The sequence below is a fragment of the Kitasatospora sp. NPDC036755 genome (genome assembly GCF_040636595.1).
GTDB lineage: Bacteria > Actinomycetota > Actinomycetes > Streptomycetales > Streptomycetaceae > Kitasatospora.
In genome coordinates, this window is sequence record NZ_JBEZUT010000055.1 from 21,955 (window position 1) to 33,960 (window position 12,006).

The window sequence follows — 12,006 nt, forward strand, 5'->3', positions numbered from 1 at the left end:
CTCGGACCTCACACCGGTGTCAGGTTCAAGCACGGCCCCGCGGGCCGTCGGGTCATCCGCCCGGACGGGCGGCTGCCCGGCCGGGTCAGCGGCCGAAGTAGCCGTTGAAGTTCTTGGAGAACTCCTGGCCGCCGAACCGGTCCCAGTTGACCGACCAGGTCATCAGCCCGCGCAGGTTCGGCTGGGCGCCCGAACGCGGCACGTAGGTCCCGCAGTTGGCCAGCTTGGTGAGGCAGTCGAGCGCCTTGTTCACCTCCGCCGGGGCGACGTAGCCGTTGCCCGCGTTGGTGGTGGCCGGCATGCCGATGGCGACCTTGGAGGCGGGCAGCGGCGGGAACACGTTGTTGGCGTTGCCGGCCACCGGGAAGCCCTTGAGCAGCATGTCGGTCATCGCGACGTGGAAGTCGGCGCCGCCCATCGAGTGGTACTGGTTGTCCAGGCCCATGATGGAGCCGGAGTTGTAGTCCTGGACGTGCAGCAGGGTCAGGTCGTCGCGCAGGGCGTGGATGACCGGCAGGTACGCCCCGGCGCGCGGGTCCTGCCCGCCCCAGGGGCCGGATCCGTAGTACTGGTAGCCGAGTTGGACGAAGAAGGTCTCCGGCGCCATGGTCAGCACGAAGCCCGGGCCGTACTTGGCCTTGAGGGTCTTCAGCGCGGAGATCAGGTTGACGACGACCGGGCTGGTCGGGTTCTTGAAGTCGGTGTCACCGGTGTTGAGGGAGAGCGAGTGCCCCTCGAAGTCGATGTCCAGGCCGTCCAGGCCCCACTTGTCGATGATCGCCGAGACCGAGCTGACGAAGGTGTCCCGGGCGGCGGTGGTGGTCAGCTGGACCTGGCCGTTCTGGCCGCCGATCGAGATCAGCACCTTCTTGCCCTGGGCCCGCTTGGCGGCGATGGCCGCCTTGAACTCGTCGTCCGACTCGACGGTCGGGCACTCGGTGGCCGGGCAGCGGTTGAAGCGGATGTCGCCGGAGGTGACGGAGGTGGGCTCGCCGAAGGACAGGTCGATGAAGTCCCAGGAGTTCGGGACGTCGGCCATCCGGGTGTAGCCGGCGCCGTTGGCGAAGCTCGCGTGCAGGTAGCCGACCAGGGCGTGGCTGCCGGCCGGGGAGGTGGTGGGCGTGCCGGTCGGCGTCCCGGTCGGAGTGCCCGTCGGGGTGCCGGTGGGCGTCCCGGTCGGGGTGCCGGTGGGCGTTGCGGTCGGCGAGGCGGTTGCGGTCGGCGAGGCGGTGCCGGTGGGCGTCGGCGTCGGGCTGGGCGCGCCCGGGCCGTCCAGCGAGACGTCGTCCGCGTAGTAGGTGCCCTGCCCGTACCAGCCGTGGGTGTAGACGGTGGCGCTGGTCTGGTTGGCCCCGGTGGTGAAGCTGAGGCTGAGCTTCTGGTACGAGCCGCCGGTGCCTGGCGTCCAGGTGCTCGGGCCGCCGCCGTCCACGCCCAGGTAGACGTAGGAGCCGTTGACGTAGGCGCTGAGCGTGTAGGTGGTGTTCGGGGCGACGGTCACGGTCTGACCGCACTGGGCGGTGTCGCCGGCGGTGGCGGCCGCGGCGAGCGCGCGGCTGCCGCCGTGCACCGGGCTGGTGACGACGCTCCCGGAGTTGCCGCTGCAGCTCCAGGGGCCGAGCGAGCCGGACTCGAAGCCGCCGTTGACCAGGAACTCGCCGGCCGAGGCGGCGGGCGCCAGGCCCAGCGTGACGCCGACCAGGGTGGCGACGGCGACGGCGGAGGCGGTACCGGCGGCGACGGCCGCGCGGCGGCCGGTGGCGGGGGTTCGGGGGGTGGGTGTTCTGCGCATGCGGGCGCTCCTGCGATGGCGCGGTCGTGGGGGACGTCCGAGGGCACGCCGGAGCACGCGCCAGTGGGGGGAACGGCCCGGCCTGGCACCCAAGTTGGACTAGACCACTGAAGTGGATCCGGCCGGGCGGTGTCAATGGTCCAGACCGGTTCCCGGCCGCTCCGGTTGCCGGGGGTGACACCCCGTCGAAGGATGGAGGAGTGACCCCGCCCGGCTACCTCCGCCACCCCCACCTGCACGGCGGCCTGCTCGCCTTCACCGCCGAGGACGACGTCTGGATCGCCCCGCTGGACGCCGGCGCCGACACCACCGGCCGGGCCTGGCGGGTCTGCTGCGACCGCACCAGGGTCAGCCACCCCCGCTTCTCCCCCGACGGCACCACCCTCGCCTGGACCAGCTGGCTCGGCCTGACCCCCGAGGTGTGGACCGCCCCGGTCGAGGGCGGCCAGGCGGGCCGGCTCAGCTTCTGGGGCAGCCAGGACACCCGGGTGCGCGGCTGGCTGCCGGACGGCGAGGTGCTGGCCGTCACCTCCTACCACGAGCCCTTCGGCCACTACACCTGGGCGCACTCCCTGCCGCCGGACGGCTCCCCCGGCCGCCGGATGCCCTGGGGGCCGGTCGGCGACGCCCAGATGAGCCGCGAACGGACCGTGCTGCTCACCGGCGCCGCCCCGCACGAGCCCGCCGCCTGGAAGCGCTACCGGGGCGGCGCCACCGGCCGGCTCTGGGTCGACGGCGAGCGGATCCTGCCCGAGCACACCGGGCACCTCGCCGCACCGATGCCCGTCGACGGGGCCCTCGGCAGCCGGATCGCCTTCCTCTCCGACCACGAGGGCATCGGCAACGTCTACTCCTGCCGCCCGGACGGCACCGACCTGCGCCGGCACACCGACCACGCCTCCTACTACGCCCGCGAGGCCGCCACCGACGGCACCCGGATCGTCTACCAGCACGCCGGCGACCTCTGGCTGCTGGACGGCCTGGACGCGCCCGCCCCGCGCCGGCTGCACGTCCCGCTCGGCGGCGCCCGCGCCGGCCGCCGCCCGTACCTGGTCGGCGCCGCGAGCCAGGTCAAGGACCTCGCCTGCGACCGGACCGGCCACGCCGGGGTGATCACCGTGCGCGGCAGCCAGTACTGGCTCACCCACAAGGACGGCCCGGCCCGCGCCCTCGCCGACACCCCGGGGGTGCGCACCCGGCTGCCGGTGGTGCTCGGGCACACCGGCGAGGCGGCCTGGATCACCGACGCCGAGGGCGCCGACGCCGTCGAAGTGGTGCCGCTGCCGGGCCACACCGGGCCGCCGGACCACCCCGGGCCGGAGCGGCGCCACCGCCGGGTGCTCGCCGCCGGACGGATCGGCCGCGTCCTGGAGCTCACCGCCTCCCCCGACGGCAGCCGGCTCGCCGCCACCACCTCGGACGGGCGGCTGCTGGTGGTCTCCGCCGCCGACGGCGAGGTGCGCGAACTGGCCGCCTCCGGCTACGGGCCGGTCTCCAGCGCCCGCTTCTCCCCCGACTCGCACTGGATCGCCTGGTCCGAGCCGGTCGCCGGGCGCTCGCTGCGCCGCATCCGGCTCACCCGCGCCGACGCGCCCGCGGCGACCACCGACGTCACCGACGGCCGGTTCGAGGACGAGCAGCCGGTGTTCACCCGGGACGGCCGCTACCTGGCCTTCCTCTCCTGGCGCGGCTTCGACCCGGTCCACGACGTGCACACCGGCGACCTCTCCTTCCCGCTCGGCTGCCGCCCGTACCTCGTCCCGCTCGCCGCCGACACCCCCTCGCCGTTCGCCGCGGCGGCCGAGGACGGCGCCCCGCACGGCGACGGCGGCGGCGACGGCACCGTCCGGGTCGACCCGGAGGGCATCGGCGAGCGACTGCTCCAGTTCCCGGTGATCGCCTCCAAGTACTCGACCACCGACGCGGTGCGCGGCGGCCTGGTCTGGCTGCGCTGGCCGATCTCCGGCACCCTCGGCCAGACCTTCGCCAGCCCGGAGGACACCTCGGGGCGCCCCTCACTGGAGCACTTCGACCTGGCCCGGGGCACCCGCAGCACCCTGGTGGACCGGCTGGACGGCTACGCGGTCTCCGGGGACGGCGGCTCGATCGCGGTCTACTCGGCGGGGACGCTGCGGGTGGTCCCGGTCGCCGCCCCCTCCGCCGGCACCACCGTCGACCTGCGCCGGATCACCCACACCGTGCACCCGGCCGCCGAGTGGCGCCAGGCCTACCACGAGGCCGCCCGGATCGTCCGGGACCAGTTCTGGGACGAGCGGATGTCCGGCCTGGACTGGCCCGCGCTGGTCGCCCAGTACGAGCCGCTGCTGGACCGGATCTGCTCCCCCGACGACTTCGCCGACCTGCTGCGCGAACTCCTCGGCGAACTCGGCACCTCGCACGCCTACGTCACCCCCTCCCGCCGCGCCGAGGGCCCCACCCTCGCCCAGCAGCCGCTCGGCCTGCTCGGCGCCAACGCCCACCGCTCCCCCGACGGCCGCTGGCTGGTGCACCGGGTGCTGCCCGGCGAGACCTCCGACCCGCGCGCCCGCGCCCCGCTGGCCGCCCAGGGCGTCCGGGACGGCGACGAGCTCCTGGAGGTGGGCGGCCGCCCGGTGGACCCGCTGCGCGGACCGCTGCCGCTGCTGGCCGGCACCGGGGGCACCACGCTCGAACTGGCCCTGCGCGGCGGCGGCCCGGACGGCCCGGTGCGGCGGATCGTGATCACCCCGCTGACCGACGAACGGCCCATCCGCTACCAGGACTGGGTGGCCAAACGGCGTTCCCTGGTACGGGAGTTCAGCGACGGCCGGTGCGGCTACCTGCACATCCCGGACCTCGGCGGCTCCGGCTGGGCGCAGTTCAACCGGGACCTGCGGCGCGAGCTGGACAAACCCGCGCTGGTGCTGGACGTGCGCGGCAACGCCGGCGGCAACGTCTCCGAACTGGTGCTGGAGAAGCTCTCCCGGCACGTCCTGGCCTGGGACTTCAGCCGGGACCGCCGGCCGGTGCGCTGGCCCCGGCACGCACCGCGCGGACCGCTGGTGGCGCTGGCCGACGAGGCCACCAGCTCGGACGGCGACGTGATCATCGCGGCGATCGGGCTGCTCGGGCTCGGCCCGGTGATCGGCACCCGCACCTGGGGCGGGGTGGTCGGGATGAGCGGACGGCACACCCTCGGCGACGGCACCCAGATCTCGGTGCCGAAGAACGCCTCCTGGTTCGGCGGCGGGCTCGGCTGGTCGGTGGAGAACCGGGGCGTCGAACCGGACGTGCACGTGCTGCGCACCCCGCGCGACTGGGCCCGGGGGCGCCACCCCGAGCTGGTCACGGCCGTCCAGCTGGCCCTGGAGCTGCTGGAGGACGCGCCCGCCGCGGAGCCCCCGCCGGCGAGCACGCCCCGGCCGGACCTGCGGCGCCCGCCGCTGCCGCCGCGGACGAGGTGATCCGGGGGCTCAACCCCAGGGGTCGCCCTCGGAGGTCATGTTCTCGGCGGCACGCCGGTCGGCCTCCTCCTGGGCGAGCCGTTGCTGCTGGTCCCGGGTGCGCTCGACGTCGTCGCCGTACGCGTCGGCGGCCTCGTCGTGGGCGAGGGCGGCACGCTGGGCGGACTCCTGCCCGGCGGACTCGTGCTGCGGCCGGTGGAACAACCTGTCGATGATCCCCATGACTCCTCCAGACGGGACGGGACGGAAGGTCGGATACCGGGTTCGCCCCCACTCTCACACCGGGGGCGGGCGGACGCACCTTGAGCCTTTGGTCCCTGGTGGTCGCGCCCAAGGGCCGTAGCGGCGGGCCGCCGCCCGGGCGCAGATTGGGGCCGTCGGCGAAAATCGACGCCACCCTCTGGAGCCCGCTGTGACCGTCGTACACCCCGGAAGCCACGCCCGGCGCACCGCCGAGGACCCGCACGACGGACCGCGCCGGCGGGTCGGCCCGCTGGCCGCACTGGACGGGCGGCTGCCCGGCGCGCACGACCTGCTGCTGATGCAGTGCCCCAGCTCGCTGCGGCCCCTCGCGGGCGGCGGGCTGCCGGACTGGGCGCGGGCGGTGCTGCGGGCGCACCCCTGGGTGACGGTCGGCCGGGCACCCTCCGTGGTCGGCAGCCCGGTGGACCTGCCGCACCCCCAGCGCTGCACCCGGGACCCGGAGGCGGCGCCCGAACTGTGGTTCCCGGTGACGGTGCGCGGTCCGCGCCCCGGGCAGCGGCTGGACGCCCTGGCGCCCTGGGCGGCGGTGGCCCGGACGCTGCGGCCCGAGCAGCTGCCCGAGCGGCGAGAGCGCCTGGCCCCCGAGCGGCTGGCCGGCATCCCGGCCCTGGCCCTGCTGCCCGAGGTCGGCCGCCTGGTCGCCGACCACCGGCTGTCCTGGGGCCCGATCGGCGCGGCCGGCTACGAACTGGGCAGCGGCGTGCCGGTGGCCGGGCCGCTCAGCCCGCTGCGGCTGGTGCTGCGCGCGCCGCAGCCGATCAGCCGGCGCGACGCCCTACAGCTGCGGCGGGCCCTGACCAAACTGCCGGTGCCCGTGCAGGCCGAACTGGAGACCCGGCACGGCTCGGTGCAGCTCGCCGAGTACGCCTCCGGCACGCTCGGCCTCACCCTGCTGACACCGGACGGGCCCCGCGAGGTCCGCGACCCGTGGTTCCCCCGGGGCCCGTTCGCCTGAACGGCGCGGCTCCCCCGGCCGGTCGTCCGGCGCTCCGGAGGACTCCCTCGGTGCCCGGAAAAGATTTTCGGGTCCGATGTCGATCCGGCCGCGTCCGCTCCGACGTCAGGGTGTGCGGCACCCCGCCGCACGATCACGGGACAGGAGCCCCCGCCATGGACCAACTGCTCAGAGTCATGAACTTCAACGTCTCCGGTGACGGGATCGCCGCCGGAGAGCACCAGACCTTCGAGCTGCCGTTCGGCCTCGACCGCCCCGAGCGGCTCTTCTCCTGGGCCGGGGCCACGGCGAGCTGGCCGATGCGCACCGACGCCGGCGGCAGCCGGGGCCTGGACGACTACTTCACCCGGGACTTCGCCCGCAACATCGGCGCCGAGATCATGGGCCGCAACAAGTTCGGGACCCAGCGCGGGCCGTGGCAGGACCACGAGTGGCTCGGCTGGTGGGGCGACGAGCCGCCGTTCCGCACCCCGGTGTTCGTCATGACCCACCACCACCGGCCGTCGTTCACGCTCTCCGACACCACCTTCCACTTCGTCGACGGCGACCCGGCCACCGTCCTCAAGCAGGCCCGGGAGGCCGCCGACGGCAAGGACGTCCGCCTCGGCGGCGGGGTCACCACCATCCGCGAGTTCCTCGACGCCGACCTGGTGGACACCCTGCACGTCGCGGTCTCCCCGCTGGAACTCGGCTCCGGGCTGAAGCTGTGGGAGTCCCCCGACGAGCTGCTCGACCGGTTCCACCTGGAGGTCGTCCCCAGCCCGAGCGGCGTGGCGCACCACCTGTTCTGGCGGCGGTGACACGGGGGCCCCGCTTCTCGGCGGAGGAGCGGGGCCCCGTTCGGCGCGGTGGGGACGAGGGTCAGCCGGTGACGCTGGGGGCGCCCGTCTCCAGGTGGCCGGTGAACCGCTGCGACCAGCTGCTGTCGGCGTCGACCGTCACGGTGAAGTCGTACCAGCCGCCGTTGTACGCCACCGCGTTGAAGAAGTCGCTGACGCTGCCGCCGGCCGGGACCTGGTACGTCCAGGGGCCGTCCGTGCGGTAGTTGTTGGACGCGATCGTGAACGTCATCGGGGTGCTGCCGGAGTTGGCGAGCCGGACGTAGAGCGCGAGCTTGCCGGTGCCCGACTCGACCGCGTAGGAGGCGGTGACGGCCGCGTTCTTGCCCGCCTTCGTCGCGTCGCCCTTGAAGCGGCGCAGGAAGCGGTTGGGGCCGACCACCGTGAGGTCGTACGGGCCGCCGCCGAAGTTGGTGCCGCAGTTGAAGAAGTCGCTGGTGCTGCCGCCCGGGTCCACCGTGTACTGCCAGGGGCCGCCGCCGCGGTAGGCGTTGGCGTAGGCCGCGAAGTGCGCGGACTTGGTGGCGACGGCACCCCCGTTGTCCATCGCGATCCAGACCTTCATCACCCCGCCCGAGCCGAACTCCAGGTGGTCCAGGTTGGCGTTCGGCTGGTACGGCAGGGCGCGCGCCGGGCGGGTGCCGGACTCCTGCACCGGGAGCTGGTTGTTCACCGGCGCCGGGTTGGGCAGCGGGCCGCAGGCGGACAGGCCGATGGTCTGCGAGGTGTCGGGCAGCGCCGGGAGGCCGTAGACCGGGTTGGCGAAGTCGAACACGCTGGTCAGGTCCCCGCAGACGCGGCGGCGCCAGTCGCTGATGTTCGGGCAGGTGGCGGGCTTGCCGAGGGCGGCCGTCCAGGTCTCCAGGAAGCGCAGCACCGAGGTGTGGTCGAAGGTCTCGGAGTTCACCCAGCCGCCACGGGTCCACGGCGAGACGGCGATGAGCGGGACGCGGAAGCCGAGGCCGATGTTGGTGCCGTTGTAGAACTCGCCCGGGGTGCCGGCCGGGGCGACGGGCGGCGGGACGTGGTCGAAGAAGCCGTCGTTCTCGTCGTAGTTGATGAACAGGACGGACGAGTCGAAGACGTTCGGGTCCGCGTTGAGCGCGTCGATCACCATGTGGACGAAGTGCGCGCCGTCCACCGGGGTGGCGTACGGGTGCTCGGAGGAGGCCTGGTCGGGGACGATCCAGCTCACCTGCGGCAGCGTCCCGGCCAGCACGTCGGCCTTGATGGCGGCGGCGATGTCGTCCGGGGTCCGCCCGGTGACCTTGGGCACCGAGCCCATGCCCTTGACGGCCAGCGGGCTGCCGGCCTGGGCGCCCGTGAAGTTGGTGAAGTACGCCAGGGCGTTGTCGCCGTAGTTGTCGGCGGCGTTCTGGTAGACCTTCCAGCTGACGCCGGCGCCCTCCAGCGCCTCGGCGTAGGTCTGCCAGCGCAGGCCCTTCTCGTCGCCGCCGTCGTAGGCCGGGCCGCCCGCGGTGCCGGCCGGGTCGATCTGGCCGGACCAGTGGTAGGTGCGGTTGGGGCCGGTCGCGCTCAGCACCGAGCAGTGGTAGGCGTCGCAGATCGTCCAGTTCTCGGCCAGGGCGTAGTGGAACGGGATGTCCTGGCGGGTGAGGAAGCCGAGCGTGCGGACGTTGCCCTTGGCGGCGACCCAGGAGTCCATCTTCCCGCCGTTCCAGGCCTTGTGCTGATCGCCCCATCCGTGGCTGAGGTCCCCATTGCACTGGGCGAGGCGCTCGGGGTCCGCTCCCCCGGCCGGCTTGGTCTGGCTGAACTGCCACGGGTACTGGCGGGCGAGCAGGCCGTTGGGCTGGTTGAAGACGCTGTAGCCGCCGGAGATCTGGATGGCGCTGCGGTCCGCGAAGCCGCGCACGCCGCGCAGCATGCCGAAGTAGTGGTCGAAGCTGCGGTTCTCCTGCATCAGGATCACCACGTGCCGGGCGTCGGTGATGGTGCCGGTGGTGGCGCGCGCGGCGGTGGCGGCCGTCGCGGCCGTGCCGCTCGGGGCGGCGTCCGCGGCGCCGGTGCCGGTGCCGGCCACGGCGAGGCCCGCCGCGGCGGCGCCGGACAGCGTGACGAACTTCCTACGACTCAGCTCGGCCATCGGCCCGGCCCGTCCCTTCGCTGACGATGTTGTGTACACAAGTCGGGGCGCACTCGATCGCGCAGCAGTCTCCACCGCGCGCGGAGCGGGCCACCAGATGTGCGCGGGAGGGTTGGCGGACTGTTCGCCCGGGTGTCACCGAGCGACGCCCGGTTGAACGGGCGAAGGGGCCGGCGTGCTCAGCGGTCCTTGACCTCGATCCCCAGCGCGTGGGCGAACTGCGGCGCCAGTTCCAGCAGTTGGGTGGAGCTGATGACGGCTCCGCGCAGCCCCTGGTGGCCGTCGGTCAGCCCGAGCCGGGCGGCGTCGCGCAGGTCCGTCCGGCTCAGCGTCGCACCGCGCAGCCGCACCTCCTCCAGCGTGGAGCCGGGGAAGGAGACGCCGGTCAGTTTCGCCTCGCCGAAGTCGACGTCGCGCAGTAGGCAGTCCTCGAAGACGACGTCCCGCAGCACGGCCGAGCGCAGGTTGACCGCCTCCAGCTTGCAGCCCCGGAACACCACCCGGCGCAGCGCCGAGCCGTACCCCGCGACGCCGGCGAGCACCCCGCCGACGAAGGAGCTGTCCTGCCACTCGGAGTCGCTCAGGTCGCAGGCGACCCAGCGGCCGGCCTGCACCCACACCTCGTTGAACCGGGCCTGGCGCAGCTTGACCCCGCTGAGCGCGACGCCGGTGAAGGCGCACTCCAGGAAGGCCGCCCCGGCGCCCGACTCGTCGGTGTGCTCGCCGCCGTCGAAGTGCGCGGTGTCGTACCGTTCGTCGCTGCGCAGCGGCCCGGTGTGCGGGCGCAGCAGCTCGGCGTACGGGAGGTCGGCGAGCCGGTCGGGGACGGGACGGGGCATGGGAGGTGGCTCCTGGCGGTCGGGGCGTACGGGTCTCGGCCGCATGCTCGCACGCGGCACCGACAGCACCCGGCAACGGCAGCACCCGGCACCGACGGCGCCCGGCCACGCCCCGCGGCGCGCCCCGGCCGAGCCCCGCCGCCGAACCCGGCCGCGCGCCGATGCGGCGGTGCCCCGGACCGGCCGCGGGCGAGCCGGCCGGTCCGGGGCGGGGCGGTCACGCCCAAGGGGTCAGCCGCGCACCCAGAGCGAGTTGACGCGGCTGCGCTCGGTGGTGTTCGGGTACGGGTTGGTGCAGGAGGTGCCGGGGCCGCCGCCCGACATCAGCTCGCTGCACGGGCCGGAGTAGTGGTCCGGCAGGCCGAGCACGTGGCCGGTCTCGTGCGCCACCACGCGCACCGAGCTGTACTGCTGGTTCTGCTGGTAGTCGAGGAAGACGTAGCCGCGCCCGTGGCCGTCGGTGCTGGCGTAGGAGCCGCGGCTGTCGTTGCCCTCGTAGTAGCGGAAGTCGGCGGCCGAACCGGACCGCAGCTGAACGTTGGCGACCGAACTGTTCCAGATCTGCGCGGCCTGGGATATCTGGTTGCGGAAGGACGGCGCGGAACTGGCGTCATAGGTGACGGTGACGGTCGCCAGGCCCGGGTTGGCGGCCTGCTTGGCCTTGGCGGAGGCCATCACGGCCTGGAAGAAGGCCTGGTTGTTCGCGGCCTCCGCGGCCGAGCCCGCGTACGTCGTCGCGGTGTAGCCCTGCACGGCCGGGGCGGCCGGCGCCGCGGCGGCGGCCGTGGCGGGCAGGACGGCGAGGCCGGCCGCGAGGGCGAGGCCGAGGGTGGCGGACAGCACGGATCGCTTCATGTGGGGGCTCCGATTCCTGAGGTGACGTGGCCGGTGGGGGCCGGCCCGGGGGGAACACCTGGTCAACGGGTGGTGTCCCCAGAGCTTCGGGCAACCCGGTGCGTGCGCGGATGATGCCAACCCGCGATAGCACCGTCCAATACCCCTTCCGCGGAGCCGAATTGAATTGTCTTTCCCTGACCTTGACTCAATCGTGCCCCTGGCATTCCGTTCCGGCGGCGGCTAGGCTCCCGTCCGGGGAAGTACCCGGAACGGCGGGCCGCTCGATTCCGGCCGAGCGGCCCGCCGTTCCGAACCCGCCCTCGGGTCCGGTCAGTTCCGTGCCGCGAGACCGTTCGCCCAGAGGTAGTCGACCTGGCTGCGCTCGTTCCCGTCCGGGTACGGGTTGGTGCAGGACGGGCCGGGGCCGCCGCCCGACATCAGTTCGCTGCACGGGCCGGAGTAGTCGTCGGGCAGGCCGAGCACGTGGCCGGTCTCGTGCGCCACCACGCGCAGCGAGCTGTACTGCTGGTTCTGCTGGTAGTCGAGGAAGACGTAGCCGTGGCCGTGGCCGTCGGTGCTGGCGTAGGAGCCGCGGCTGTCGTTGCCCTCGTAGTACGAGAAGTCGCCGTTGCCGCCGGTCTCCTGGAGCCGCACGTTGCTCTCCGAACCGTTCCAGATCTGGGCGGCCTGGGATATCTGACCGGTGAAGGAGGGCGCGTTCGCGGTGTCGTAGGTGACGGTGACGGTCAGCAGCCACGGGTCGGCGGCCTGCCGGGCCTTGGCGGAGGCCATCACGGCCCGGAAGAACGCCTGGTTGTTCGCGGCCTCCGCGGCCGGACCGGCGGACGCCGGGGCGGTGTAGCCCTGGACGGCCGGGGCGGCCGGCGCGGCGGCGGCCGCGGTGACGGGCAGGGTCGCGAGGCCGGCCGC

General features: G+C 74.0%; 9 protein-coding genes. 3 read left to right on the top strand and 6 right to left on the bottom strand.

Going from position 1 to position 12,006, the window contains the following annotated elements:
* Positions 1-85: 85 nt before the first annotated feature.
* Complete coding sequence (locus AB0E96_RS11410; RefSeq protein ID WP_359821442.1) at positions 86-1,792, bottom strand: glycosyl hydrolase family 18 protein; 1,707 nt, start codon at positions 1,790-1,792, stop codon at positions 86-88.
* A gap of 200 nt (positions 1,793-1,992) precedes the next feature.
* On the opposite strand from AB0E96_RS11410, the gene AB0E96_RS11415 reads away from it, so the two are divergent.
* On the top strand, positions 1,993-5,235 hold the full coding sequence (locus tag AB0E96_RS11415; protein ID WP_359821445.1) for a S41 family peptidase: 3,243 nt from the start codon (positions 1,993-1,995) through the stop codon (positions 5,233-5,235).
* Positions 5,236-5,244: 9 nt separating this feature from the next.
* On the opposite strand, the gene AB0E96_RS11420 is transcribed toward AB0E96_RS11415, so the two are convergent.
* A complete protein-coding gene (locus tag AB0E96_RS11420) occupies positions 5,245-5,457 on the bottom strand; it encodes a hypothetical protein (protein WP_359821447.1) in 213 nt (70 codons plus the stop codon).
* Between the two features lie 190 nt (positions 5,458-5,647).
* Between AB0E96_RS11420 and AB0E96_RS11425 the strand changes: the two genes are divergently transcribed.
* Both AB0E96_RS11425 and AB0E96_RS11430 read left to right on the top strand, forming a co-directional pair.
* Entirely contained in the window at positions 5,648-6,454 is an 807-nt protein-coding gene (locus AB0E96_RS11425; RefSeq protein ID WP_359821449.1) for a phosphoribosyl-dephospho-CoA transferase MdcG domain-containing protein, read from the top strand.
* A 155-nt stretch (positions 6,455-6,609) separates the two neighbouring features.
* On the top strand, positions 6,610-7,254 hold the full coding sequence (locus AB0E96_RS11430; RefSeq protein ID WP_359821451.1) for a dihydrofolate reductase family protein: 645 nt from the start codon (positions 6,610-6,612) through the stop codon (positions 7,252-7,254).
* 61 nt (positions 7,255-7,315) lie between these two features.
* Here the strand turns inward: AB0E96_RS11430 and AB0E96_RS11435 are convergent, their stop codons facing one another.
* The 4 genes from AB0E96_RS11435 to snpA (AB0E96_RS11450) form a co-directional block, all read right to left on the bottom strand.
* On the bottom strand, positions 7,316-9,400 hold the full coding sequence (locus tag AB0E96_RS11435; RefSeq protein WP_359821454.1) for a phosphocholine-specific phospholipase C: 2,085 nt from the start codon (positions 9,398-9,400) through the stop codon (positions 7,316-7,318).
* Positions 9,401-9,579: 179 nt separating this feature from the next.
* Complete coding sequence (locus AB0E96_RS11440; protein ID WP_359821457.1) at positions 9,580-10,239, bottom strand: pentapeptide repeat-containing protein; 660 nt, start codon at positions 10,237-10,239, stop codon at positions 9,580-9,582.
* A 231-nt stretch (positions 10,240-10,470) separates the two neighbouring features.
* The gene (gene snpA, locus AB0E96_RS11445) at positions 10,471-11,094 is read right to left on the bottom strand and encodes a snapalysin (RefSeq protein ID WP_359821460.1); all 624 of its coding nucleotides are present in this window, start codon (positions 11,092-11,094) and stop codon (positions 10,471-10,473) included.
* Positions 11,095-11,406: 312 nt separating this feature from the next.
* A partial coding sequence (gene snpA, locus AB0E96_RS11450) for a snapalysin (protein WP_359821462.1) occupies positions 11,407-12,006 on the bottom strand: 600 nt, incomplete at its 5' end.

What these genes read in the sequence shown, in the direction of transcription:
- AB0E96_RS11410 (WP_359821442.1), bottom strand. Translation starts at nt 1,792, where the DNA reads ATGCGCAGAACACCCACCCCCCGAACCCCCGCCACCGGCCGCCGCGCG.
- AB0E96_RS11420 (WP_359821447.1), bottom strand. Translation starts at nt 5,457, where the DNA reads ATGGGGATCATCGACAGGTTGTTCCACCGGCCGCAGCACGAGTCCGCC.
- AB0E96_RS11430 (WP_359821451.1), top strand. Translation starts at nt 6,610, where the DNA reads ATGGACCAACTGCTCAGAGTCATGAACTTCAACGTCTCCGGTGACGGG.
- AB0E96_RS11435 (WP_359821454.1), bottom strand. Translation starts at nt 9,400, where the DNA reads ATGGCCGAGCTGAGTCGTAGGAAGTTCGTCACGCTGTCCGGCGCCGCC.
- AB0E96_RS11440 (WP_359821457.1), bottom strand. Translation starts at nt 10,239, where the DNA reads ATGCCCCGTCCCGTCCCCGACCGGCTCGCCGACCTCCCGTACGCCGAG.
- snpA (WP_359821460.1), bottom strand. Translation starts at nt 11,094, where the DNA reads ATGAAGCGATCCGTGCTGTCCGCCACCCTCGGCCTCGCCCTCGCGGCC.